The sequence below is a fragment of the Bradyrhizobium sp. SK17 genome, from assembly GCF_002831585.1.
GTDB lineage: Bacteria > Pseudomonadota > Alphaproteobacteria > Rhizobiales > Xanthobacteraceae > Bradyrhizobium.
The window spans coordinates 2,643,346-2,666,649 of record NZ_CP025113.1; the positions used below are offsets into that span (position 1 = coordinate 2,643,346).

General features: G+C 65.2%; 31 protein-coding genes. 12 read left to right on the forward strand and 19 right to left on the reverse strand.

The genetic code is table 11. The features are described from left to right. Positions 1–189: 189 nt before the first annotated feature. From CWS35_RS12305 to CWS35_RS39490, 3 genes are all read left to right on the forward strand, one after another. Positions 190–651, forward strand: a complete 462-nt coding sequence (locus CWS35_RS12305) for a MaoC family dehydratase (protein WP_024584468.1) — start codon at positions 190–192, stop codon at positions 649–651. After that, the gene (locus CWS35_RS12310; RefSeq protein WP_024584467.1) at positions 651–1,133 is read left to right on the forward strand and encodes a MaoC family dehydratase; all 483 of its coding nucleotides are present in this window, start codon (positions 651–653) and stop codon (positions 1,131–1,133) included. The genes CWS35_RS12305 and CWS35_RS12310 overlap by 1 nt, the downstream gene beginning before the upstream one ends. Positions 1,134–1,291: 158 nt before the next feature. Next, a complete protein-coding gene (locus CWS35_RS39490; protein ID WP_024584466.1) occupies positions 1,292–1,435 on the forward strand; it encodes a hypothetical protein in 144 nt (47 codons plus the stop codon). A gap of 103 nt (positions 1,436–1,538) precedes the next feature. Here the strand turns inward: CWS35_RS39490 and CWS35_RS39495 are convergent, their stop codons facing one another. The 6 genes from CWS35_RS39495 to CWS35_RS12335 form a co-directional block, all read right to left on the reverse strand. Further along, positions 1,539–1,679 carry a hypothetical protein gene (locus tag CWS35_RS39495; RefSeq protein WP_168226313.1) on the reverse strand — a complete coding sequence of 47 codons (141 nt, stop codon included), beginning with the start codon at positions 1,677–1,679 and terminating at the stop codon, positions 1,539–1,541. A gap of 171 nt (positions 1,680–1,850) precedes the next feature. After that, the gene (locus tag CWS35_RS12315) at positions 1,851–2,270 is read right to left on the reverse strand and encodes a hypothetical protein (protein WP_024584465.1); all 420 of its coding nucleotides are present in this window, start codon (positions 2,268–2,270) and stop codon (positions 1,851–1,853) included. A gap of 154 nt (positions 2,271–2,424) precedes the next feature. Next, the gene (locus tag CWS35_RS12320; protein WP_168226314.1) at positions 2,425–3,348 is read right to left on the reverse strand and encodes a hypothetical protein; all 924 of its coding nucleotides are present in this window, start codon (positions 3,346–3,348) and stop codon (positions 2,425–2,427) included. A 252-nt stretch (positions 3,349–3,600) separates the two neighbouring features. Then, positions 3,601–4,035 (reverse strand): nuclear transport factor 2 family protein, encoded by a 435-nt coding sequence (locus CWS35_RS12325; protein WP_168226315.1) that lies wholly within the window; start codon positions 4,033–4,035, stop codon positions 3,601–3,603. 216 nt (positions 4,036–4,251) lie between these two features. Next, entirely contained in the window at positions 4,252–4,512 is a 261-nt protein-coding gene (locus CWS35_RS12330) for a hypothetical protein (protein ID WP_024584462.1), read from the reverse strand. Positions 4,513–4,730: 218 nt separating this feature from the next. Beyond that, complete coding sequence (locus tag CWS35_RS12335) at positions 4,731–5,174, reverse strand: nuclear transport factor 2 family protein (RefSeq protein ID WP_024584461.1); 444 nt, start codon at positions 5,172–5,174, stop codon at positions 4,731–4,733. Positions 5,175–5,409: 235 nt separating this feature from the next. On the opposite strand from CWS35_RS12335, the gene CWS35_RS12340 reads away from it, so the two are divergent. Further along, positions 5,410–6,528, forward strand: coding sequence for an alpha/beta fold hydrolase (locus CWS35_RS12340; protein ID WP_100952031.1), 1,119 nt, complete (start codon positions 5,410–5,412; stop codon positions 6,526–6,528). Between the two features lie 36 nt (positions 6,529–6,564). Here the strand turns inward: CWS35_RS12340 and CWS35_RS12345 are convergent, their stop codons facing one another. Then, positions 6,565–7,338, reverse strand: coding sequence for a hypothetical protein (locus CWS35_RS12345; RefSeq protein ID WP_100952032.1), 774 nt, complete (start codon positions 7,336–7,338; stop codon positions 6,565–6,567). 190 nt (positions 7,339–7,528) lie between these two features. Here CWS35_RS12345 and CWS35_RS12350 point away from each other — a divergent pair, with 190 nt between their 5' ends. The 4 genes from CWS35_RS12350 (at position 7,529) to CWS35_RS12365 (ending at position 9,303) form a co-directional block, all read left to right on the forward strand. Then, complete coding sequence (locus CWS35_RS12350; protein WP_024584458.1) at positions 7,529–7,768, forward strand: hypothetical protein; 240 nt, start codon at positions 7,529–7,531, stop codon at positions 7,766–7,768. 94 nt (positions 7,769–7,862) lie between these two features. Further along, a complete protein-coding gene (locus tag CWS35_RS12355; RefSeq protein ID WP_244442319.1) occupies positions 7,863–8,054 on the forward strand; it encodes a hypothetical protein in 192 nt (63 codons plus the stop codon). A gap of 324 nt (positions 8,055–8,378) precedes the next feature. Then, positions 8,379–8,765 (forward strand): hypothetical protein, encoded by a 387-nt coding sequence (locus CWS35_RS12360; RefSeq protein ID WP_100952033.1) that lies wholly within the window; start codon positions 8,379–8,381, stop codon positions 8,763–8,765. Between the two features lie 37 nt (positions 8,766–8,802). Then, positions 8,803–9,303 carry a GNAT family N-acetyltransferase gene (locus CWS35_RS12365; protein WP_100952034.1) on the forward strand — a complete coding sequence of 167 codons (501 nt, stop codon included), beginning with the start codon at positions 8,803–8,805 and terminating at the stop codon, positions 9,301–9,303. Positions 9,304–9,348: 45 nt separating this feature from the next. Here CWS35_RS12365 and CWS35_RS12370 read toward each other — a convergent pair whose 3' ends face one another. The 8 genes from CWS35_RS12370 to CWS35_RS12405 all read right to left on the reverse strand — a co-directional run bounded on the left by CWS35_RS12370 (position 9,349) and on the right by CWS35_RS12405 (position 17,544). Then, positions 9,349–9,780 carry a pyridoxamine 5'-phosphate oxidase family protein gene (locus tag CWS35_RS12370; protein ID WP_100952035.1) on the reverse strand — a complete coding sequence of 144 codons (432 nt, stop codon included), beginning with the start codon at positions 9,778–9,780 and terminating at the stop codon, positions 9,349–9,351. A 77-nt stretch (positions 9,781–9,857) separates the two neighbouring features. Next, positions 9,858–12,773, reverse strand: a complete 2,916-nt coding sequence (gene uvrB, locus CWS35_RS12375; RefSeq protein ID WP_043855065.1) for an excinuclease ABC subunit UvrB — start codon at positions 12,771–12,773, stop codon at positions 9,858–9,860. Between the two features lie 148 nt (positions 12,774–12,921). Beyond that, positions 12,922–13,167, reverse strand: coding sequence for a hypothetical protein (locus CWS35_RS12380; protein WP_244442317.1), 246 nt, complete (start codon positions 13,165–13,167; stop codon positions 12,922–12,924). A 138-nt stretch (positions 13,168–13,305) separates the two neighbouring features. Next, complete coding sequence (locus CWS35_RS12385) at positions 13,306–13,512, reverse strand: hypothetical protein (RefSeq protein ID WP_024584451.1); 207 nt, start codon at positions 13,510–13,512, stop codon at positions 13,306–13,308. 35 nt (positions 13,513–13,547) lie between these two features. Then, positions 13,548–13,745 carry a hypothetical protein gene (locus CWS35_RS12390; RefSeq protein ID WP_029880069.1) on the reverse strand — a complete coding sequence of 66 codons (198 nt, stop codon included), beginning with the start codon at positions 13,743–13,745 and terminating at the stop codon, positions 13,548–13,550. Between the two features lie 155 nt (positions 13,746–13,900). Further along, entirely contained in the window at positions 13,901–15,121 is a 1,221-nt protein-coding gene (locus CWS35_RS12395; RefSeq protein WP_100956284.1) for an NAD(P)-binding domain-containing protein, read from the reverse strand. Between the two features lie 91 nt (positions 15,122–15,212). After that, positions 15,213–16,544 carry a metallophosphoesterase gene (locus CWS35_RS12400; RefSeq protein ID WP_157817132.1) on the reverse strand — a complete coding sequence of 444 codons (1,332 nt, stop codon included), beginning with the start codon at positions 16,542–16,544 and terminating at the stop codon, positions 15,213–15,215. Between the two features lie 85 nt (positions 16,545–16,629). Then, positions 16,630–17,544 (reverse strand): LysR substrate-binding domain-containing protein, encoded by a 915-nt coding sequence (locus CWS35_RS12405; protein WP_100952037.1) that lies wholly within the window; start codon positions 17,542–17,544, stop codon positions 16,630–16,632. A 277-nt stretch (positions 17,545–17,821) separates the two neighbouring features. Between CWS35_RS12405 and CWS35_RS12410 the strand changes: the two genes are divergently transcribed. Further along, positions 17,822–18,055: a hypothetical protein gene (locus CWS35_RS12410; RefSeq protein ID WP_100952038.1), complete on the forward strand. Its 234-nt coding sequence runs from the start codon at positions 17,822–17,824 to the stop codon at positions 18,053–18,055. Positions 18,056–18,127: 72 nt separating this feature from the next. Here the strand turns inward: CWS35_RS12410 and CWS35_RS12415 are convergent, their stop codons facing one another. Together CWS35_RS12415 and CWS35_RS12420 are read right to left on the reverse strand one after the other, a co-directional pair. After that, complete coding sequence (locus CWS35_RS12415) at positions 18,128–18,760, reverse strand: SCO family protein (protein WP_100952039.1); 633 nt, start codon at positions 18,758–18,760, stop codon at positions 18,128–18,130. Next, positions 18,757–19,872, reverse strand: coding sequence for an MBL fold metallo-hydrolase (locus tag CWS35_RS12420; protein ID WP_100952040.1), 1,116 nt, complete (start codon positions 19,870–19,872; stop codon positions 18,757–18,759). Before CWS35_RS12420 ends, CWS35_RS12415 begins: the two co-directional genes overlap by 4 nt. Before the next feature lie 224 nt (positions 19,873–20,096). On the opposite strand from CWS35_RS12420, the gene CWS35_RS12425 reads away from it, so the two are divergent. Further along, a complete protein-coding gene (locus CWS35_RS12425; RefSeq protein WP_024584445.1) occupies positions 20,097–20,804 on the forward strand; it encodes a glutathione S-transferase N-terminal domain-containing protein in 708 nt (235 codons plus the stop codon). A gap of 114 nt (positions 20,805–20,918) precedes the next feature. Here the strand turns inward: CWS35_RS12425 and CWS35_RS12430 are convergent, their stop codons facing one another. After that, positions 20,919–21,710 carry a crotonase/enoyl-CoA hydratase family protein gene (locus tag CWS35_RS12430; RefSeq protein WP_100952041.1) on the reverse strand — a complete coding sequence of 264 codons (792 nt, stop codon included), beginning with the start codon at positions 21,708–21,710 and terminating at the stop codon, positions 20,919–20,921. Between the two features lie 87 nt (positions 21,711–21,797). Between CWS35_RS12430 and CWS35_RS12435 the strand changes: the two genes are divergently transcribed. Further along, the gene (locus CWS35_RS12435) at positions 21,798–22,397 is read left to right on the forward strand and encodes a TetR/AcrR family transcriptional regulator (RefSeq protein WP_100952042.1); all 600 of its coding nucleotides are present in this window, start codon (positions 21,798–21,800) and stop codon (positions 22,395–22,397) included. Positions 22,398–22,485: 88 nt separating this feature from the next. On the opposite strand, the gene CWS35_RS40630 is transcribed toward CWS35_RS12435, so the two are convergent. After that, positions 22,486–22,743, reverse strand: coding sequence for a hypothetical protein (locus CWS35_RS40630; RefSeq protein WP_311538826.1), 258 nt, complete (start codon positions 22,741–22,743; stop codon positions 22,486–22,488). Here CWS35_RS40630 and CWS35_RS40635 point away from each other — a divergent pair. Further along, on the forward strand, positions 22,732–23,151 hold the full coding sequence (locus CWS35_RS40635; RefSeq protein ID WP_311538827.1) for a VOC family protein: 420 nt from the start codon (positions 22,732–22,734) through the stop codon (positions 23,149–23,151). The two genes, CWS35_RS40630 and CWS35_RS40635, sit on opposite strands and share 12 nt — an antisense overlap. The last annotated feature ends 153 nt before the right edge of the window (positions 23,152–23,304 follow it).

A 23,304-nucleotide genomic window follows, 5' to 3' on the forward strand; every position in this document is an offset into this window, starting at 1 on the left:
GATGGTCCCGGACGGCGCTCAGCGCCTCCGCACCACCGGTCGATACCCGGGGAGCCCAGTCCGTCCCCGCGGAGGGCGAGCCCCGGACCGGGCGCCGGCAGTCCAGGAGCGAGCTATGCGAGTGGGCTGGTTGTGATTGCCGCAAATAACGGCCACAATCGGGCTTCCCTCCGGCATATCCTCAACCTCATGACCACGCTGACCTTTGAAGACTTCAAGCCGGGCCGCTTCGGCACGTTCGGCCCGCGCCATGTTTCACGCGAGGAGATCCTCGCCTTCGCCGCCGAATTCGACCCGCAGCCGATGCATCTCGACGACGAGGCGGCCAGCAAATCCATGCTCAGGGGCCTGTCGGGCTCCGGCTGGCATCTCGGGTCGCTGCTGATGCGGATGCTGTTCGATGGCTTCATCGGCCGCACCGCCTCGCTCGGCTCGCCCGGGGTCAACGAGATGCGCTGGATCGCGCCGCTGCGTCCGGGCGACGATTTGACGCTGGACGTCGATGTCGTCGAGGCGCGTGTCTCCAAGAGCCGGCCCGCGACCGGCATCGTCACTTTCAAGGGCACGATCCGCAATGCGCGCGGCGAGACGCTGTGCGAGATGGAATCGCCGATCATGATCAGCCGCCGGGACGGCGCGGGTAGCCAGTAATGCGTTTCTTTGAAGACATCGAGATCGGCGCGCGGCGCGAACTGGGCGCATTCACCTTCGCGCCCGAGGACATCAAGCGCTTTGCCGCGCAGTTCGATCCGCAGCCCTTCCATCTCGACGAGGAGGCGGGACGCAACTCGCTGTTCGGCGGGCTCGCCGCATCGGGCTGGCACGTCGCCAGCGTCTGCATGAAGCTGCTGGTCGCCGACGGTCAGCGGCTTGCGGCCGAGGCCGCCGCGCGCGGCGAGCAGGCTGCGGTCTGGGGACCCTCGCCGGGCTTCCGCGAACTGCGCTGGATCCGGCCGGTGCTGGCAGGCGACACCATCAGCTATTCGAACGAGGTCGAGACCAAGCGCACCTCCGAGAAGCGGCCGCAATGGGGCATCCTTCAGGCGCGCAATACCGGCATCAATCAGCGCAATGAAGTGGTGTTCTCGTTCCTCGCGACCGCCTTCGTGCCGCGCCGGAATCCAGGTTCCTGATGTGGCCTGCGCGCACCTGATGTTGCACGAACGCCATGGTCGGCAGATTACCTGCTGTCCGACGCAGTTGTGCGTTGCGCGGAACTGATTATTTGCTAACGCATTTTGAACCTTTGTCCCTGCCTATGGCTTCAGGGCACGAACTACTGGGGATGATCATGGCAGATCGCAGCGCGCTGAAACTCGTCGGCATTATCTTCGCGACGGTAACGCTTGTGGTGATGCTGGCCACCGGCCTGGTGGTGAAGGGCTTTGCCGACGGCAACTATTCGTTCGAGACCACCGCGAGCATCGATCGCTGATCCAGCCGTCCTGTTCGCATCGGCGCGGCTGGCGTCCGGTGCGCGTCTACGTTCTTACAATGTGATCCGCCGGCGGGCTGCGTCACATTTCTCCAGAAACCCTTCAACGATTCCAGATCAGCACCATCACGACGGTCGCGGCTGCGAGGATGCCGACAAACCGGATCATGATCGTGCCGATGCCGCCCTGACGCGGCTGGCGCAGCGGAATCGGGTCGGCATTGTCAGGCCGCACGCTCTGCATGAAGTGTTCTCCGCATCGATTCCCGCCGGGCACGGCCCGGATCAAAATCGACTGCGGAGTTTACACCGCGCCCAATAACAAATCGTTCCGTCGCGAAACCGGCCACGCAAAACGAAGCCGCCGCCTCCCATGCAGGAGGCGGCGGCCGGCGGTTTCAGAGATTGATCGCGATCAGCTGTTGCGCAGGCCGTCGGCGGCGCGCTTCCACTGCGAGACGTTGTCGGCGATCATGCGCGTCGACTTCATCGCGGCCTGGCTGAGCTGGGCATAGCCGGAGATCTCGCGCTGGACGCGCTGGCCCTCGGCATGCAGCAGGTCGCGCAGACTCTCGAGCTCCCCGATCAGCTTCTCGATCTCGGCGAGCGAGGTGCCGGCGACGCGCTGGATCAGCGAATTGACGTTGCTGACGGTGGCGTCGGTGTTGGCGTCGGTCGGCGCGGTCTCCGGGCTCGCCACCGGCCGGCGCAGATAGGCGATGTCGTTGCGCACGAAGTCGCGGATACCGGCCTCGACTTCCGAGACCGCGGCGAGGTTGGAATCCACCTCGGACGTCGCCTCTGCGGCTTCCTCGGTGCGGTTGGTGGCGTTCATCGGCTTTCCCCTGAGTTCGCAATAGCGAAGCGCGGCTGTCCCCCGCACAACGAATTGATGAAGTTACGGACCTATCAGTGCCGCCGAATTTGACCGCATCTGGGCCAAGTTGGGGCAATGCCTGATCATTAGCGCGACAGGGCTAACAGATCGTTCACCATGAGTGCTTGTAGCCGGCGCCGATGCTCTTGTTGATCGTGCCCTGGGGGGTCTCGCCGACCGAGCCGGAGACGGTGACGCCGTCGAACAGCTTCTGCTCGGCGCCGATCCGGCGCAGCCATTTGTCGTCGGAGGCGGACAGCGTCTGGCCGGCGGTGATGCTGGTGCCGGTGTCGTTGACGGACAGCCGTGCCGACTGGTCGGTGTTGTAGCTGCTCGACGGGCGGCCGACGATGCCCGGCACCGGGACCACGCCCTGCTGGATGTAGTTGTAGCCGTTCTGTAGCGTCAGCGAATACTGCTCCGACAGCGGCACCGACTTGCTCAAGGAGGTGCCGACCTTGCTCTGGTCGGCGCCCGGATCGACCCGCGCCTCGACCGAGGTCTTGTCCCAGATCGAAGCCACGCCGCCGGTCGAGATCGCGGCCCAGGCCGAGCCGCCGGACTGCGGCAGGTTGCCGCCATTGGCGAGCCGCTCCGACAATTGCTCCGACGTCGTCATCGTACCCTGCCTGGCGACTGTCATGTCGGCGCCGATGCGGGTGTCGAGGAACGGCGAGATCGACTGCTTGACCGACACCGCCGACGAGCCATTGGCGTTGTTGTTGGTGGTCCAGGTTGGATCGTTGCCGGCGCCGCTGCGCTTGGCCGCGCCCTTCGGTGCCAGCGAGGGCAGGCTGGTGGAATCGGTGTCGAGCTGGCTCCAGTCGAGCTTGCTCTCGTCGATGTCCTTCAGGATGTCGGCGTCGTTGGCATCGGCGGCCGGCGCCTGCTCGGCCGGCGCCTCGACGTCGTCCTGCGCGGCAGGGGTGATCTGCAAGGGCGGGAACTGGGCGGCGGCCGAAAACGCCATCGCCATGCTGAAGCCGGCCGCCAGCACCGGCAGCCTTGCCCAGCCAAATCGTGATGTGGAAGTCATTCCCAGCCCGCAAATTCCAGCGCCGCAACATGCAGTTGCCGTGGCGCGAAATTGTGGCAAAGGCACTCTGGAGGCAAGTGATAGACGCGTGATCGTCATGTCCGGGACAACGCCAGGCGCGATCGCGCCTGACGTCCGCGCGCGCGGCCGTTCGGGGCTGGCAAAACAGGCCGCTGCTGCCGGCGCTTCAACGCGAAGTCAGGCTTCGCGCTTCGGCCCCGGACATGACGAAGGCGTGAAATCGCCGACCCGTCAGACCGCGATCCGCGGCAGATGGATCGGATAGCCGACGGTCTGTTCGACCAGGTCGAAGCTGTCGACCAGCATGCGGAAGCTCGTCAGCTTGCCGGTCTTGAACTGCGCGAAATGCGCGATGCGGAGCGAGATCGGCTTGTTGGAGTCCAGCGCGGTCAGCGAATAGCGCAGCATCGAGGCCGCGGAATCGGTGCCGAGCATGATCTGCTCGCGGTCGAAGCGGTGGACCCGCAGGTTCTCACCGATCTGCCTGATCACCTCGAGCACGGCGGTCTTGCCGCGGCGCGAGCCGAAGAAGGAAAACAGGTCGATCGGCCCGTAGATGGCCCATTCGATTTCGTCATCGAGCAGCGGCTCGATGTCTGCAAGCTGGCGTTCGTTGTTCGCGCGATGCAATGCGCGCGAAAAACGCCAGAGGCTGTGCTCTGTCATTTTGGTCTGGTCCTGAAACTGGATTTTCAAAGCAAACGAATGGCAGGCGGTCAGCGCCGACGCCGTGCCAGGTTGCTGCACTTCACTATTAAGCGCTCAAATAGTGCGGATCGGCAAAAACGCAAATGACTTTTTTGCAATGCACAATTGCACGCGTTCTTGCCGAAATGTGAACGCCGCCTCTGGACTCCGCATCCACTTCACCCGAAAGCGCTTTCAGCGGTCGCGTTGCCGCGCCGGCTGTCGTTCGATCACGATCTCGGCGTCGCGGATCGCGACCACGGCGAACAGCAGCGCGCCGCCGATGCCACCGATCGCCGCGCCGAGCGGCATGAAGGTGAAGAACACCAGGGTTCCGCTGTCGAGACCCGAGGTCTTCGCCAGTCCGATCCAGGCAAGCCCGGCCCCGATGCCGAGAGCGGCACCGCCGAGAGCGCCCAGTGCAAGGCCAAGCACGGCGAGCAATGCGATTTTCATGGTGATCTCAGCCCCGACCACGACAAGCCCTGTGTGATAGGTCAGCGCCGCGCCATCGAGGTTCAACGCGCGCTGGCGAATTCGCACGGCGCGCGCAGAGAAGGCTAGAGCGAGTTGAGTCTTGATCAAATTGGCCTGACGCGGCGTCGTTCAGCTCTCCCAAGGGAGAGGTGAATCGCGTTCGTGGCCGAACCGATTGAACCTGACTTCATCCCGATCTAGGAAACGGTCTGCCCGGTCAGCGCCGCCGCGATGTCGCGCTCCAGCACCTGCTGGACCAGGTCGAAGGTGTCGATGATCTCGCGGATCTCGGTGATCTTGCCGTCGCGCAGGGTGTAGAACACCGCGACGTCGAACTGCACCACGCGGCTGTTGTTGCGCTTGCGGAAGAACACGCGGAGCTGCGCCGCGACCTTGTCGCCTTCGGCCACCACGGTCGGCGCCTCGTAACGCATGTCGGAATAGCGCTCGTGGATCGTGGTCCACATCTGGCGCAGCGCGGCCTTGCCGCGGTGCTGGCCCATATGCGGCAGGATGTCGATAGGGGCGTTGGCGAGAAACGCGACGTCGTCGCTGCAGCGCTCCAGCGCACCCTCGATGCCGCCGGCATAATAGACGTCGAGGAAGTTCAACACGCGTTGCCGGTTCAAGTCCTCGCCCATATTCGACTCCGCCGGTTCCATCCGACTCTCGCTGGCCCGCATAGTGAACCCAAGCGTTGCATAATCAAACACATGTTTGACGCGCCAGAGTGGAAATGGTTCAGCAACCAGCGCGTGTATCGTGGGGCGTGGGCGCGGGATGTCGCGTCGCGCTCGGCCTTGCCGTGGAACCGGCGGCTCGTATGCTTGGTGGCGGAAGGCGGCCAAACAAAGCCGCCGCCATGGGGAGAGACCAATGAAGCGCATCACCACATTCGCCACCGTTCTGGCGCTGCTCGCATGCCCGGCGATGGCGCCGGTGCTCGCCCACACCCCGCAGCAGCCGCCGCACCAGCTCTACAATGAAGGCGACCTCAAGCTCGAAAGCGGTGAGGCGATCAAGGATTTCTCGATCTCCTACGTCACCCACGGCACGCTGAATGCGAGGAAGTCCAACGCCATCCTGATGGTGACCGCGATCTCGGGCAATCATCACCGGCTCGATTTCATGATCGGCCCCGGCAAGGCGCTCGACACCGACAAATATTTCATCGTCTGCACCGATGCGATCGGCAACGGGCTGACGACCTCACCGAGCAATTCGAAGGCGCAGCCGCGGATGCAGTTCCCGAAATTCGTCATTCGCGACATGGTGGAATCGCAGTATCGGCTGATGAAGGAGAAGCTCGGCATCGACCATGTCGTGGCGGTGGTCGGGCCCTCGATGGGCGGCATGCAGGCGCTGCAATGGGGCGTCAGCCATCCCGGCTACATGGACGCGCTGGTCGCGATGGTGCCGCTGGCCAAGACGCCGGCGTGGTCGGTCGCGGTAATGGAGGCCTCGCGCAAGGCGATCATGAACGATCCGGCGTGGAAGGACGGCAATTACGAGGCGGCGCCGGAGAAGGGCCTGCGGCTGTTCCGCGACATCGTCGCGCTGCTCGCGGCGCGCACGCCCGACATGTATGTCGGCCAGTTCAAGTCCGGCCCCGACGTGCTGCCCTGGATGGCCGAGCAGGAGAGCGCGCTGTGGAAGCTGTTCGACGCCAATGACTGGATCTACCAGAGCTGGGCCTATGACCGGCACGATGTCGGAACCACTCAAGGCTTCGGTGGCGACACCGCGAAGGCGCTGGCCTCGATCAAGGCGAAGACGCTGATCCTGACCGGCACCAAGGACCTGCTCAATCCCGAGTTCGAGCCGAACGAGATGGGCAAGAACATCCCCTCCGTGACCATCAGGACGATCAGCCCGGGCAGCGTGACCGGCCACGCCTCGGCCGGCGGTTTCTTTCCGGCGGATGTCGAGTTTCTCAATCGCGAGACCGGTGCGTTCCTCGACGGCGTCACCGACGGCGGCAAGAGGCTGAACTGATCGCTGAATGGCGCCGTTGCGGGTGTCGAACTTCCGCTAATCCGATGGCGCGACCTTGCCGGTGACGAGGTCGATGACGAACCGCCGCTTCTTCTCGTAGCCGGGCGGCACGAAGGCCTCGCCGGCGAGGAGGTCGTGATAGAGCTCCTTCGGCTTTGGGAAGCCTTCGCCGCAGGCGCTGCGGATGGTCGCGTCGTCGGCGTAGTCGACATCGACCGCGACGCTGTCGCGGCGCGGACCCGCGGCGAGGTTGGAGAGGCCGAAATATTTCGGTCCCTCGTTGCACATCACGACATTGGAGCCATAGGCGCTGACCGCATCCTCGGCGCGGAGCAGGAAGTCCGGCGCGATCTCGATCCGCTTGCCGGACTTGCGCGAGAATGCCATCCGCGTCACCGCGCTTTCGACGATGCCCTGGCCCATGTGGCCGACCAGGCAGACCAGCGCGTCCTGCTGCTCGTCCCTGGGCAGGACGATGCAATCGTGGCCCTGCGCGCCCGGCAGGAAGCGGATGAAGCGGGTGGCCCTGCCGGTCTGCTCGAACAGCGCAACGCCGCCGAAATCGGTCGCGTGCGGCTCGCATTCGCTTTCATAATTGACCACCAGCAGCGCATGGCCGGCGGCGAGGAAGCGCCCGGCGTAGCGCTCCTTGGTCAATTTGACGTCGCAGGCACGGCCGTCGGGATAGGATCTTGCCCGCGTGCAGGTCGATCCCGTGATGTTGGCGCCGGCACAGAATGTCGCGAGCAGCGCGCGGTCGCTGTCCTGCGCGAAGGCCGGGCCCCCGATATCAACGCGATCGCCGCGCAAAGCGCCGGCGCGAGGCGGGCCAGGAAGAGGGCGATCGGTGATCTCTGCATGATATCAAGAACGCTGTCCGCAATGCCGCGGCATTTAGAGCATGATCGTGACGGCCGCGCAGCAATTTCTGTGGCCTCGGCTCGGGAACCTGTGGGGTGGCTCGGCCGTTGATGCGGCGCAATTCGATTGGAGCCGCATCATGAAATCAATTCTTCTCGTTACCGCCATTGCCGTCACCGCGCTTGCCGCCACATCGCCCGCCGATGCCAAGGGCTGCATCAAGGGCGCAATCGTCGGCGGTGTCGCCGGTCATTATGCCGGCCATCACGGCATGCTCGGCGCCGCCGCCGGCTGTCTCTATGGCCGCCATCACGCCAAGCAGGTGCGCGAGCAACAGCAGCAGCAACAGGCGCAACCCTCGCAGCAGGAGAAGCTGTAGGATCAGTCGTGACGTCGCACCGGGAATGTGGAGTCACATTCCGGGAACGCCGCCCGCGGGGGCGGCGTTGTCTCCTTGCGTAACGGAGACGATGATGACGAAACCAAGGACCAAGACCATCCAGCCCGTTCCCGACGACAACAAGAGCCATAAGGGCCCCGGCAGCACCCCAGGCGTTCCCCTCGATACCACCAAGGGCCATCGCGACGACGAGAAGCACAATATCCGCGAGCAGGCCGCGCACGGCAACCTGACCCAGAACACCAGCAACCGGCGCTCGGGGTAAGGCAGAGCTGCCAAGTCCTCCGCTGTCGTCCTGGCGAAAGCCAGGACCCATAACCACCGCCTTCGATTGTGAACGGGACCCGCGGCCCCGGCGCCGCGCGACAAATGCACATTTGGGGTAATGGGTCCTGGCATTCGCCAGGACGACGTCGGTGGATGGTTCTCGCTTCAAGATGCCAGACAGCGCGGTGCCATCACCCGTGGAAGCCCGGTTCGCTCTGCGATCGCGTTCTCCAGGCGTGACCCGCATCACGTCGTGAACGATCTCTCGCGGCTAACTTGGCGGCATCGGATCGTCCGATGACCTGAACCAGGGATCGCCGCCATGAACGCCATCGCCGCACCGAAATCATCCGCGCAGAACCGGCTCGAAGGCTTTGCGCTCACCGCTGTCCTGCAAGGCCTGCCGACGTTTGCCGCCGCCGCGCTGGTGCTGAAGGTGATGGGCGCCCCGGAAATCGTCGGCGAACGCGGCGGCGCCGCGGTCTATGTCGTGCTGGCGTCGCTGGTCTACGCCGCGCTCACGCCATGGCTCGGCGCGAAATTCCCGAAGCGCTTCGTGCATGTCCATGCGCCTGTCTTCTTCGACGCCAGCCTGTCCGTCTCCGAGAAGGTCGCGCAGTGGCGAAGCCAGCCGACGGTCTCGCTGCAACTGATGACCACGATGATCACGATGTCGCTGCTGGCAGTCGCAGTCGCCAGCCTCCGCTGAGCTTGCACTTCCCCGCTGATCGGCCTTATCTGCTCGCATGCAGATCAGGGACGAACACCCCGAGGACGCCGCCGCGATCGGCGAGCTCACGGCCGCCGCCTTCGCCGACGCGCCGCACGCCAGCGGCACCGAGGCCCGCATCGTCGCGGCGTTGCGCCAGGCCGGCGCGCTGACGCTCTCGCTGGTGGCGACCGCCGACGACGGACGCATCGTCGGCCACGCTGCCTTCTCGCCGGTGCAGATCGATCGGGCGGCCGGGCGCTGGTACGGCCTCGGTCCGGTGTCGGTGACGCCCGAATTGCAGCGCCAGGGCATCGGCGGCGCATTGATCCGCAGGGGCCTGGACCGGCTTGCGGCACTGGGCGCGGAGGGTTGCGTCGCGCTCGGCGATCCCGCCTATTACGGACGCTTCGGCTTCGTCAGCGATCCCGCGCTCACCTATGGCGGCGAAGCGAGCCGATACTTCCAGCGCCGCGTGCTGAAGGGCGATCCGCCGCAGGGGGATGTCAGTTATCATCCGGGGTTCGCTGTCGCGTGACGAGGCAGAGGGCGCCAATCGCAACTGCGATTCTGAGGGAATGATCTAGGACGACGCTGTTGATGATAGCGTCATTTCCTCGATCCTGACCGGCGCCGCGCCAAAATCGCTGAACCTCACCCAGCGCGGCCGAACCCGTACATAACCGATATTCGGCCACGCTTCGCGCTCGGGCCCGTCCGGCCACGCGGCGAAATACACTTGCTTGCACGCATACAGCTCCGTGCCGGTCGGAAAGTCGGCTACGCCCTCGACCTGCGCGGTCTGCTCGGCGTCCCAGCCGATCACCAGCGCGGCGCGAGGGTTTGTGCGCAAGTTCTGGTATTTGCGCGAGGTGGTCAGCGTGTCGAAGATGATCTCGAGGTCGTCACTGATGCCGATACCGACGACGGCGGCCTGTGGCGCGCCGTCGTGGATCGTGCTGGCCACCGCAAGCCGATGCTTCCGCAGGAAGGCGACAAGCTCGGCGCGTGTCATATTTGTTTGAGCATGGTCTCTTCGGAAAACCGCTTCGCACTTTGCGCTAACGCGGCCCTTCGGGTCCGGATCATGCTCTACCTCTTCTTCCATCCGCCGCGCTTGCCGGGCGCGCCGCCGCTCGACCGTGCCGACGGGCCGAACTCCGGGCCCGACTGCCGCGAGTCGGTTGGCTGGATGATGCGGCTGGTGGTGCCGAACGGTTTGGCCGGCAGCGCGCCGCCGGGGCGGAATGGCAGCGATTCCGGGCCGTGCATCTCGTCGAGGTCGGGCTTGTGCACCCGCGAGCCTGACTTGCCGCCACCGCGGCTTGCCTTGAGCGAGGTCTGCGCCGACTTGTTCTTCAGCGCGGCGACCGGGAGGTTGGCGGCATCGCCGTACTTCCTGGTGCCGGCATAGGCGCCGGCCTGCTTCTGCACGTTGCGCTGCTTGGCGGTGGGGTCGTCGACCACGGCCATCTCGGTGGCACGCAGCCGCTTGACCTCGTCGCGCAGGCGGGCGGCTTCCTCGAAGTTCAGGTCGGCGGCGGCCTCGCGCATTCGCGTTTCGAGGTCGCTCAGCACGGCCTCGAAATTGTGCCCGATCGAGATCACGTCGTCGGCCATGCCGCCGTCGCCGATCTCGACCAGCACGTGGTCGCGCTCATAGACCGAGTTGAGGATGTCGCCGATCGACTTCTTGACGCTCTCCGGCGTGATGCCGTGGGCTTCGTTGTATTCGACCTGCTTCTCGCGGCGCCGCGTGGTCTCGGCCATCGCGCGCTCCATCGAGCCGGTCATCTGGTCGGCGTAGAGGATCACCTTGCCGTCGACGTTGCGCGCGGCGCGGCCGATGGTCTGGATCAGCGAGGTCTCGCTACGCAGGAAACCTTCCTTGTCGGCGTCGAGGATCGCGACCAGCGCGCATTCCGGAATGTCGAGGCCTTCGCGCAACAGATTGATGCCGACCAGCGCGTCGAACGCGCCGAGGCGGAGATCCCGGATGATCTCGATGCGCTCGATGGTGTCGATATCGGAGTGCATGTAGCGGACGCGGATGCCCTGCTCATGCAGATATTCGGTCAGGTCCTCGGCCATCCGCTTGGTCAGCACCGTGATCAGCGAGCGATAGCCGGCCGCGGCGGTCGCGCGCACCTCGCCGACGAGGTCGTCGACCTGGGTGCGGGCCGGGCGGATGTCCACGGGGGGATCGATGAGGCCGGTCGGGCGGATCACCTGCTCGACGAACACGCCGCCACTTTCGTTGAGCTCCCAGCCGCTCGGCGTCGCCGACACCGCGACCGTCTGCGGCCGCATCATGTCCCATTCCTCGAAGCGGAGCGGGCGGTTGTCCATGCAGGAGGGCAGGCGGAAGCCGTATTCGGCGAGCGTCGCCTTGCGGCGGAAGTCGCCGCGGAACATGCCGCCGATCTGCGGCACGGTGACGTGGCTCTCGTCGGCGAACACCAGCGCGTTGTCGGGGACATATTCGAACAGCGTCGGCGGCGGCTCGCCGGGACGGCGGCCGGTGAGGTAGCGCGAATAGTTCTCGATGCCGGCGCAGCTTCCTGTCGCCTCCATCATCTCGAGGTCGAAGGTGGTGCGCTGCTCGAGCCGCTGCGCTTCGAGCAGGCGGCCCTGATCGTTGAGCTGGTCGAGCCGCATCTTCAATTCAGACTTGATCGACTTGATTGCCTGCACCAAGGTCGGGCGCGGTGTCACATAGTGCGAATTGGCGTACATCTTGATGAATTCGAGCTCGTCCTGCTTGTGGCCGGTGAGCGGATCGAACTCCTCGATGGTCTCGATGGTGTCGCCGAACAGGTTCACGCGCCAGGCGCGATCCTCATAGTGCGCCGGGAAGATGTCGATGACGTCGCCGCGGACGCGGAAGGTGCCGCGGGTGAAGTCGGCCTGGGTGCGCTTGTATTGCAGCGCCACCAGGTCGGCGATCAATTGCCGCTGGTCGATCCGCTCGCCCTTCTTCAGCGCGAAGGTCATCGCGGTGTAGGTCTCGACCGAGCCGATACCGTAGATGCAGGACACCGAAGCGACGATGATGACGTCGTCGCGCTCCAGCAGCGCACGCGTCGCCGAGTGGCGCATGCGGTCGATCTGCTCGTTGATCGAGGAATCCTTCTCGATATAGGTGTCGGTACGCGGAACGTAGGCTTCCGGCTGGTAGTAGTCGTAGTACGAGACGAAATACTCGACCGCGTTGTCGGGGAAGAAGCTCTTGAACTCGCCATAGAGCTGGGCGGCCAGCGTCTTGTTCGGTGCCAGGATCAGCGCCGGGCGCTGCGTCGCCTCGATCACCTGCGCCATGGTGTAGGTCTTGCCCGAGCCGGTGACGCCGAGCAGCACCTGGGTGCGGTCGTTGCGGTTGATGCCTTCGACCAGTTCGGCGATCGCGGTCGGCTGGTCGCCCTTGGGCTCGTAGGCGGACTTGAGCTCGAAGCGCACGCCGCCTTCGGACTTTTCCGGGCGCGGCGGCCGGTGCGGGGTCCACACCCGCATCGAGCCGTCGTCCTTGCGGAACTCGGGACGGCCGTCGCGGATCAGGTTTTCCAGCGCGTCGGCGGTGGCCTTGACGCCGAGTGCCTCCATCTTGCTGCGCGGCGGGCGGGCCAGTGCCTCGTCGTCATCCTCGGCGGTCGGCAGGCCGAGCTGCCGCGCCAGTTCCGGATCGAGGGTCGGGATGGTGGCCGAGGTGCCGTAATTGGCCTGCGGCGCCTCCTCGAGGCCCGCGGCGTCGCGCTTGGCGACAGTCTCGCCGGTCTCGCGCGTCGAGGCCCGCGCGCGATGCGCGGCGGCCTCGCCCCCGGCGCGGCGATCCCAGGAATTGTCCGGCGGCGGCTGCAAGCCGGTCCCCGAACCCATGCCGGCATCGCCGCGATTGATTGCGGGATTGAGCAGTTCGGCCAGCGCCGGTCCGATCGGTTGGACCTCAGGACGGTGTGCCTTGGATTTTGGGGTTTTGCCGGGCTTTTTCGGAGTGTTCGGTGTCTTCGCCATGCCCCGAATATGGGACGAGTCCGGCAGCGAGAAAAGGGCAAATGGCGCCCGGAATCGCGCACCGGCGAGGCTGCTGACAGCAGGGTGTCAGCAGGGCGTGCGCGCGAGAGGCCGCCGGTTGCGGCAGCCTCCGTCGCGAAGGACCGGCCTATTTCGTGTAACCCTGGCTCGTGCAGTACCAGAACGCGGTCCCCGAATTCTCGCCATGGTCGATCAGCCATTTTCGGCAGGCGTCGTAGTTGACGGCGTAGCGTTTGGCGCAAGGCTGCGGCGCCATATAGAAGCCGACGCTGCTGCTGCATTTGAATTCGGCGGCCTGTGCCGGCGAGCTTGAGATCGACAGCAAGCCGATAACGGGTACGGTCGCGAGAAGCGCAACAATCTTCATAGCCATCCCCTCTCGATTGCAGGACGGCGACCATCGCCGTCCCCGGCCACAACCTAACAGATCAGGGCTCCGCTCTCACTCGGAAAGCTGAGCGTTCGATTTGGCCGTCCGTTGGCGGGAGCAGTCAGCAGCGCGGCGCCGTCGTCACGCCCGCGGCAGGTCGACGATGTCGAGATGGATGCTGCCGCAGCCGTCGCAGCGCATGGTCCAGTATTCGGCGGCGCGGCCGGGAATCACGCGCAGCAGCGAGAGCTGGGCGGCACATTCCGGGCAAACGGTTCGGACTTGCGGCGGCCAGATCGGATCCGGCTCGCATTGCGGGACGATCGCGACCACGACATTGCCGGTCACGCCGACGCTGCGGCCGCCGGCATTGTCATGCCATGTCAGTGCGGGAGCCGGTCGATGGCTCTCTTCGCGTCGGCGATCGCCGCATCCGGATCGGACCACGCAAAGCCGATGTCGAGCGTCGGAAACGGCATGCCATCGATGACGACCGGCCTTTGATCGACCCGTTGAACCCTGGCGTGCCATTGCCCCTTCCCCACCTCGAACGACCTGATCTCAAAACCGCCGTAGATCATGCGCGACCTCGAAATGCCCCTCTCGAACGAGAGCACGGGCACGCGGGGCCAAATGTGAACCAGATCACAAATCTCGCGGTTTATTTCCGCGGTGCAAAGCAGTTCCGATTTTTTGTTTTACCGCGGCTTCTTCAGGTGGACTGCACGAAAGCGTGCTAGCTGCGGGCCGCAATGTGATCGGCGAGCGCGGCCGCGTCGTCGCCTACGCCCGACAGGAATGAGGATTTCATCTTCGACAGCCATTGCAGGCCGAGGAAATACAGGCCCGGCACGTCGGAGACGCCGTGACGGTGTCGTGGTGCGCCGTCTGCATCAACCAGCGGTATGTCGATCCAGTTCAGATCGAGGCCGTAGCCGGTCGCCCAGATCACGCTGCCGATCCGTTCGGCGCCAAGGTCGACCGCGCGCAGCGGCGCCGCGAGGCACGGCGGGTCGGGCAGGCGGCGCCGCGCCAGGGGATCGCCGGGATGGTCGAGGCCGCGTGCCGTAACGAAGTCGTCGACGATCCCGAGGAATGTATCGTAGTAGGCATCGCCGTTGGCGATGTTGGTGACGAGGTCGGGCGTAATCTCGAGCACACCCTCATGCGCCGCCGCCACGCGGCCGAGCAGCGTCACGCCGTCGGCGGCGAAGCGGCGGAAATCCACGGTGTGGCCGCCATAGGCGCCGGAAATCACCGGCAGCAGGCGTGACGGGCCGCGCTGCTCGATCGGAGTCTGGTCGATGCCCATCTCGGCCAGCCACCAGAACAGGTCGCGGCCGCGGTAGCGGCGCGGCAGGCGGTTATGACGCCCGACCGAAAGGAAGACGCGGCGGCCGGCGCGCATCAACTCCTCGGCGATCTGTGCGCCCGAGGCGCCGGCACCTACCACCAGCACCGCGCCCTCGGGCAGTTGCGCGGGATTTTTGTAGCTGCTGGCGTGAACCTGGAACAGCCCGGGATGCTCGTCCAGCAGTGCGGGCCGCAGCGGCCGCTGATAGGGGCCGGTGGCGATGACGACGTTGCGGGCGGCGATGTTGCCGCCGGCAATCTCGGCCAGGAAACCGGCGGCGTCACGGCGCAGCCTCAAGACCTCGACGCCGCAACGGATCGGCGGTGCGACGAAGGCAGCGTAATCCTCGATGAAGGCAATGATGTCGGCGGTGGCGGAGAAGCCATCGGGATCGCGGTGCGGAAACGCGAACTCCGGCAGCCGCACCGACCAGTTCGGAAACTGGAACATCAAGCCGTCCCAGCGTTCGCTGCGCCAGCGCTCCGCGATCCGTCCCCGCTCCAGCACCAGATGGTCGATGCCGCGCTGCTTCAGCCGGTGGCTCATGGTGAGCCCGGCCTGACCGCCACCGATCACCAGCGTATCGATCCGTTGCTCCAGCACCGGCGGATCATGGCCCAAACGTACGATGCAGGCCAGCATCGCGCGGGCAGACGCCCGATCCCGCTGTCAGGGACCGGGCGTTCGCCGCTGATCAGTTCGCCACCAGATGCCGGTCGGCGAGGCGAACGGTGACCATGTCGAAGCGCGATTGCGCCAGCGACCGAACACCGACCTGGTGGAAGCCGATCTTGAGATATTGCTTGTCGACGTCGATGCGCAGGTAGCCGTAATTGTGGTCGTCGTATTTGGCGAGGATCAGCTTGTGGACCTTGGCGACCGGCTTGGGGCCCTCCAGATAGGTGACGTCGGAGCCGGCATTGGGCTCCTGGGCCGGCTCGCCACGACGCGGCATGACCAGCGGATTGACGTTGTGGCCGCCGTCGCCGCAGACGATGAAGGGCACGCCGATCTCCTTGAACTTGTCGAACGCCATCAGGCGCGTGTAGCGCTGGTAGTTGTGGGCGTGGCCGGACAGCACGGCGTGGGGATAGACCCCGACCTCGTGGCAGATCGTATCGATCTCCGCCCACATTTCGGTGCTGCAACCGTGATTGCCGCCGGTCCCATCGCTCTTCGATTTGGGTGAGTAGCTGAATGGCGGGTGGTGCATCGCGATGATGACGGCGCCTGCGTACTTCTCCTGCTTGATGCGGTTGAGCTGCGCGCGCAGGAAATCGATCTGGATATTGGAGACGTCAGGCCATTTCTTGCTGAGGTTGGAGATCACGCCGGGGTCCTCCAGCGCGTTGCTGAACAATCCGATGATCCGCACGAACGGCGCATCCAGCGTGAAGTAGACGCCGGGCTGAGTCATCGCGGTCCGGTGCAGCGAACCGGCCTCCGGCGTGATGACGGTCGCAGGCGAGCAGAAATTGCGCTGGAACGTGGTCAGCGGTACCGCGTCCGGCTTGGTGCCCGGCACGATGAACGAGTCGTGATTGCCGGGGATGGCGAAGATCGGCGCCGGGTAGTTGCGGAACGGTTCGTAAAACTGGTCGTAGTAATAGGCCGCCTCGCCGAAATTGTAGACGACGTCGCCGAGGTGAAACAGAAAGGCCGCCGGCTCATGCTGGCCGCGGGCCGACGCGCTGTCGAGCGTGACCTGATCCGCGACGCGCAACTCGTTGAAATATTTACGCGCATTCGAGGCGCCGGAATCGCCGAAAGCGTGGAATGAAATGCTCTTGGCCTTGTTGATCTGATCGATGACCTGCGGTCCGATCCCCCCATAGGCCGACGCAAGACTGTAGATGTCCTGCGGCGCCTGGCGGGACGGCGGAACCGCAACCACTTTCTTCTTCGCGAGATCGCCGATCTGCTTGTAGATCGCGCTGTCGCTGGGGTGCGAAACTGAAAATGCGGTCGGATCGTGCGAGGGGCCGTTTTCGCCGAAGGTCGGCTCCTGGAACAACGGCTGGCTCAACCTGGTTTGGGGGACCGTGCCATGGCAATCTCTCCGTGATGAAATGACTGGAATGGAAGTCATTCAACCTAAGAGAGAATTGGTGTCATCTCAATACCTTTGAATGTGACGTGTTGTGTCGCTGCATCGCCGGTTCCGTCGCAGCGCGGATGATCCAGCGCCGGAACGCGGCGAAATCGCGCTGCTCGGCGTGGAAGCCGCGATAGACCAGATACCAGCGCATGCCCTTCGGCACGCTGAGCGCAAACGGCGCCACCAGCCGGCCGGCGGCGAGATCGTCGTCGATGTACGGCCGGATCCCCATCGCGATGCCGAGCCCGTCGCTCGCGGCCTGTAGCGCCTGGCCGTAGAACTGGAATTCCGGCCCGCGCGCGGTCAGCCGCGGCACGCCGGCGGCCTTCAGCCAGGACGGCCAGTCATCGGGCGAATGCGCGACGCGGATCAGGCTTGGTCCCTTCAGGTCGGCGGGGCGCTTCAAGCCGTTGGCGAGCCGCGCCGTGCACACTGGCATCAGGTCCGCGGCGAACAGCGGTTCGGCGACCAGGCCCGGCCATTCGCCGTCGCCGAGCTGGATGCCGCAGCTCCAGTCGTCGGCGAACGGCACAGCCATGCCGCCGGTCGTGATCCGGACCTCGATGTCGGGCTCGGCTTTGCGGAACTCGGCGAGATGCGGGATCATCCACTTCATCGCGAAGGTCGGGCCGACGCCGACGGTCAGGACGCGTGTGCTCGCCGACGCCGTGACCTGCGCAGTGAGGCTCGCCAGCGCATCGAAGATCGGGGTCAGCCCGCTCTGATAGGCGCGGCCGGCAGGCGTGGTGACGAGGCGGTTGGCCTTGCGCTCGAACAGCGCGACGCCGAGCCGTTCCTCCAGCAGGTGCACCATCCGGCTGATCGCGGCGGCGGAGACGTTGAGCTCGTGGCCGGCAGCCGCGAAGCTGCCGGTGCGCGCCGCGGCCTCGAATGCCTTGATGCCGTTGAGAAAGAGCAGGCGCCGCATGAACCCTCAGGAAAGCTGATGCAAGGGCAAGATAACTCAGTTTGCCTGTCGAGGCCAAGCGGCGCAGAAATGGCGGTGACGGCTTGTATCAAATCCGAGCGCGATGGTGTGTCACCTCGCCCCGCTTGCGGGGAGAGGTCGGCGCGAAGCGCCGGGTGAGGGGGAGCCTCCGCGAGTCTCACTGCAACCTCCCTTGCTGAGACTCCCCCTCATCCCGACCTTCTCCCCGCAAGCGGGGAGAAGGGGAAGTCGGAGCGGAATTACCGGAGAGGACCAGATGACCGAGAATACAGACGCCCTGGTGCTCGACCTCGTGGAATGGGTCGCGCGCGAACCGCGGCCTTATGCTGACGTGCTCGAGGTCTGGCGCACTTCATGCCCGCGGCTGACGATCTGGGAGGACGCGGTCGACCGCGGCTACGTCGCGCGCCGTCCCTCGGTCGAGGGTATGCGGGTGACGGTGACGGCAACCGGCGAGACGTTTCTGCGCGCCCATGGGCGGATGCATTGAGGGCACCGCGTTCCTCACCTCTTCCACAAGGGGAGAGATGGACCTGCCATGCAGCGATAGTTGATGATCTTGTCAGCGTCCTGGCTCGGCGAGCCTCGGCCGGATGATTTCGACCATGCGATCGGCCGAAGTGCCCGGCGGGAAGAAGCCGAGATAATTGCCGTCGCGATCCATCAGGTAGATGTAGGCGGTGTGATCGACGGTGTAGTCGCCAGCGTCCTGCGGCACCCTGGCGTAATAGACCTTGTAGGCGTCGGCGACCTTGCGGATCGCATCGGCGCTGCCGGTCAGCCCGAGCAGCCGCGGGTGGAACAGCGGCACGTAGTCGGCGAGATGCGCGGCGGTGTCGCGCTCGGGATCGACCGTGATGAAGATCGGCTGCACCTGATCGCTGTCGCGGCCGAGCTTGTCGAGCGCCAGCCCGATCGCCTGCAAATCGGTCGGGCAGACGTCGGGGCAATAGGTGAAGCCGAAATAGACCAGCATCAGCCTGCCGCGAAACTCCTTGTCGGTGCGCTGATGGCCGGCCTGATCGGTCAGTGCGAACGGTCCGCCGACCGGCTCGCGATTCCACATCAGGATGTCCATGATCTCGGCGGCCGAGCGCGCCGATTGCTGCGGCGCATCGCCGGCGAGTGCCGGCGCCAGCGTCAGCCAGAGGCCGGCGCCGGCGCATGCGATACCGCGCAGGATCGGCCGGATCATATGCCGAAGGAAAGGCGGCTGCCGGTGGTCGTGACCAGCACCTTGTCGCCCATCTGCGCGGTTGCTTCCTGCACGAAGTTGAGCCCGGAGCAATGCATCGGGATCAGCACGTCGGGATCGAGCTTCTTGATCTCGGCCACCACCTCGGTGAGGTAGTCCTTCGGCGCCGGCCCGAGATGGAAGCCGCCGACGATCGCGTGCACCTTCTGGATGCCCGAGACCTCCTGCGCCTGCTTCACCGAATTGACGATGCCGACATGGCCGCAGGACGAGATCACGACGAGGCCGAAGTCGCGGACGTTGAAGCAGGTCGCGTGTTCATGGATGTGCTCGTCGGGCACGATCTTGCCTTCCATCTCGGCCGGCAAATAGTGGCTGGCGTTGCAGCCGAGCCCGTCCTTGATGCCGAACTCGACCCAGGTCTGCGGCAGCACGCGCTCGATGCTGCGGCGGGTGATCTTGCCGGTCGTGAACGCGTGGCCGGCGATCACGGTCGGCGTCTCGCACAGCACCGTGGTGACGCGCTGCGCAGCGAGCTGGCGGCGGTCCAGCGTGCCGAAATCGGTGAACTGGCCCTTGGTCGAGGTCGGATTGACGCGATGGCAGAAATTGTCCTCGCCGCCGGCATAGAGTTTGACGTCGGCGGGCAGCCTGTCGCGGAATTTATCAAGGAAGCCGTTGAGGCCGCCGAAATGGTCGTAGTGCCCGTGGCTCACGATCAGGGCGTCGAGCTTCGACGGATCGACGCCGGTAAGCTCCATGTTGTTGATCAGGACTTCGGGCGTGTAGCCATAGTCCAGCATCAGCGTGCGCTGGGCGCCCTTGGCCTCCGATTCCAGCCACAGCGACAGGCCCCATTCATTGTGCAGCGATTTGCGGAAGTCGGTGCCGCGCGCCGCCGGCGCAATCGAGACGCCGTGCGCCTGCTTCGGCCGCAGGAACAGGTCGAAGCTTGAATCGACCAGCACCCGGATCGAGAGCTTGTCGACGGTCGGCACCTCGATCGGCGCGGCGCTCGCGATCTCGACGCAGGAGAATGCGCCCGCAGCCGCGGCGCCGGCGAAGGCCGCCGAACCCTTGAGGAAATCTCGTCGTGCCAAATCCCGTGTCATTGCAATGCCCCATGTTCTGAAAATCGTCCAACGCAATCCCGGCCAAGCCTATGAGCAATCGGGGCGCGGCTCAATCGCGCGCTTGCGTCGGCCGCAGATCACATTCGCGCGCGGTGCAATGCGCACGCCATTGACTTGGGCGCGGGTTTGCGTCCAACTCCATGCATCCGCATCTTTCTTGCCGATGCACGTCATTTCATCTCCAGCAATGCAGGATCACGTCCATGATCGACCTCCACTACTGGTCCACGCCGAACGGTCACAAGATCACGATGTTCCTCGAGGAGACGGGACTGGAGTACAAGATTTTCCCGGTGAACATCGGCAAGGGCGATCAGTTCAAGCCGGACTTCCTGCAGGTCGCGCCGAACAACCGCATTCCGGCGATCGTCGACCACGCGCCGAAGGGCGGCGGCAAGCCGGTCTCCTTGTTCGAATCCGGCGCGATCCTGCTCTATCTCGCCGAGAAGACCGGGCAATTCCTGCCCGAGGATCTCTACGGACGTTATGACGCGATCCAGTGGACGTTCTGGCAAATGGGCGGGCTCGGGCCGATGGCCGGGCAGAACCATCATTTCCGCAACTATGCGGTCGAGAAGCTGCCTTACGCGATCGATCGTTATGTCAACGAGACCAACCGGCTCTACGGCGTGCTCAACAAGCGCCTCGCCGACCGCGAGTTCATCGCCGGCGCCTATTCGATCGCCGACATGGCGAGCTATCCCTGGGTCGTGCCGTACAAGAACCAGGGCCAGGAGATCGACGATTTCCCGCATCTGAAGCGCTGGCTGGAGACCATCGGCAAGCGCCCGGCGACCGAGCGCGCCTATGCCAAGGCCAAGGAGGTCAATCCGAATTTCGGCCAGCCCGCGATCCGCACCGAGGAAGAACGGAAACTGCTGTTCGGGCAGACGGCGGCAGTGGTGCGGTAAGACTCTCCGCGTCATTGCGAGCGAAGCGAAGCAATCCATCGAACCGCAGATGCGGAGCAATGGATTGCTTCGTCGCTTCGCTCCTCGCAATGACGGACGCGGAACGAGTGTGCCTTACGCCCCGACATACTTCGCCGGCCGCCGCTCCTTCCACGCCGCCAACCCCTCGGCAAGATCGCGGCTCGGCACCAGCGCGGCGAATTGCTCGCTCTCGACCAGCAGTCCCTCGGCGATCGGCATGTTGAGCCCGCGCGTCACCGCGGTGATGGTGCTGGCGACGCTGCCCGGCGAGTGCCTGGTGATACGGCCGGCGAGCTCGCGCGCGGCATTCAGCAATTGATCGTGCGGCACGATCTGGTTGACCAGCCCGATCTCGCGCGCATGCTCGGGTGGGAAGGGATCGCCAGCCAGCAGCAATTCCAGCGCGCGCTTGCGGCCGGCGAGCCGCGGCAATCGCTGCGTGCCGCCGAAGGTCGGGGGCATGCCGAGCTTGATCTCGGGTTTGGCGAATAGCGCGCGGTCGCTGGCGATGGCGAGATGCACGGCTTCCGTGATCTCGCAGCCGCCGCCAAAGGCGAGCCCGTTGACCGCGGCGATGACCGGCTTCCTGAACGCTTCGAGCCGTGCCGTCATGGCTTGTCCGCGGCGGACGAAATCGCGCACCGCGACGGCGGCGCCTTGCTTGACGCTTTCCGAGAATTCCTTGATGTCGGCGCCCGCCGAGAAGGCGCGCTCGCCGGCGCCGGTCAGGATCACGGCGCGCACCGCGGCATCGCCCTCGATGCGGTCGAGCGCCGTCATCAGCCGGTCGATCAGCACGTAGCTCAGCGCATTGAGCTGCGCGGGACGGTTCAGCGTGATCAGGGCGATCCCGTCGTCGATGTCGAGCAGGATGGGGTCGGACATGGGCAGTCTCCGGCATTGCTGGGGCGATGCCGAATGTAGGCGCTGTCGCGAATTGTGTATATTTACTGGTCAGTATACATACGCTGTATGCCGAGACCCTCCGAGCCGACCCGCGAGCGTATCGTCCAGGCGGCGAGCGCGCTGTTCTACAATGAAGGCATCCGCCGCGTCAGCGTCGACGAGGTCGCGGCCAAGGCCGGTCTCACCAAGCGCACGCTGTATTACCACTTCAAGAGCAAGGACGACCTGGTCGCCGCCTATCTCGCCGCGCGCGACCAGCCGAACCTCGCGCTGTTCCGAAAATGGTTCGCGGAGGCCGAGGGCGGTTTGTCCGCAAAGGTCGAGGCGATCTTCAGGAACCTCGCGCGCTCGGCGCGGCATCCGAAGTGGAAGGGCTGCGGCTTCCTGCGCACCTCGGCCGAGCTCGCCAACATGCCCGGCCATCCCGCGATCAGGATCGGCGCCGCGCACAAGAAGAAGTTCGAGGACTGGCTGCGCGCGACCTTCGCCGAGCAGGAGATCGCCGATCCGCTCAAGCTGGCGCGACAGATCCTGCTGCTGCTGGACGGTTCGTTCGCCGTCGTGCTGCTGCATCGCGACGCTAGCTACATGGAGACGGCAGGCGAGGCCGCGCGGACACTGATCGAGACGGCGCTGACGAAGCCGGGCCGGAAACGGCGCGATTGACAGCGACGCGACGTCCCGGCATCCTCGCGTCGCTGCATGTAGGGCGCATCGGCGTTCGGCCGAAGGGGCAATGCCCACCTACGCGACGTCAACCGTAGCTGCGCCCATGCCCGATCTCGAAAACCTTCGCAAACAGGCCAAGCTGATCCTGCGCCGGCACCGTGATCGCTATCATCCGGTCGCCGCCCAGATCAGGTCCGGCCTGTCCCGCTTCAGCCAGATGACCGATTCCGACATCCTCGCGCACAGCTTCAAGCTGGGTGATGCGCAGGAGCTGGTCGCGCGGCAGCACGGGTTTGCGAGCTGGCAGGCGCTCAAGATAGGACTCCTGACCATGGTCGATCATGCAGATACCCAAACCGCCAAACCCGTCATCACCGCCGCCGAGCCGCAGCTGTTCGTCTCCGAGATCAACGCGGCGTGCGAATTCTTCACGCGCAAGCTCGGTTTCACCGTCGCCTTTACCTATGGCGAGCCGCCGTACTACGCGCAGGTGGCGCGCGACGTTGCGCGGATCAATCTACGCTGCGTCGCGGCGCCGTTGATCGATGGAGCGTTGCGCGATCGCGAGCAGCTGCTGGCGGCATCGCTGACGGTTGCGACCGCGGCGGAAATCAAGGCGTTGTTCCTGGAGTATCAGGCGGCTGGCGTAGATTTCTTCCAGACGCTGCGGCGGGAGCCCTGGGGTGCCAGGGACTTCATCGTCAAGGATCTGGACGGCAATCTGTTGCTATTCGCGGGACCTGCCGAATAATTGGCTCGTTGCCGCGACGGCGTAACGAGGTCTGCTCACGCCCTACACGATCGCCTTGGGGGCCAGGGACGCTTGCGGCGTTGGCGGGGCCGGAAACGGGGGCTGGCTACGAGTTGCATTCGCGCAACATCGTTCGGAAAGAAGGGGTGTTAA